Source organism: Candidatus Aquicultor secundus (genome assembly GCF_002791875.1).
GTDB classification, from domain to species: Bacteria; Actinomycetota; Aquicultoria; order Aquicultorales; family Aquicultoraceae; genus Aquicultor_A; species Aquicultor_A secundus.
Genome location: NZ_PFNG01000080.1, coordinates 1 through 236, shown reverse-complemented (window position 1 = coordinate 236; position 236 = coordinate 1). Strand labels below are relative to the sequence as shown.

Annotated in this window: 1 pseudogene; it reads right to left on the bottom strand. The window is 56.4% G+C overall.

Annotated elements, in window-relative coordinates:
• Positions 1–236 (bottom strand): annotated as a pseudogene (locus COY37_RS11770) (S-methyl-5-thioribose-1-phosphate isomerase); the annotation flags it as partial.

Below are 236 nucleotides of genomic sequence, written 5' to 3'. Positions count from 1 at the left end.
GCAGATGAGGGTGACCGGTATGTTGTCCTTTGCTAATTCCCAGGTAGTAAGCCTGGCCCCTTGCATCAGCGGCCTGGTCTCACCCACATAGACGTGGACTTTCTTGCCTTGCTTGTGGGCGACATAGATTCCTGCAAGCGCGGTACCGTATCCTACGGTAGCAAGCGCCCCTGCGTTTCAATGCGTGAGGACGGTGTCACCGCTCTTCAATAGATCAGCGCCGAACTGGCCCATAC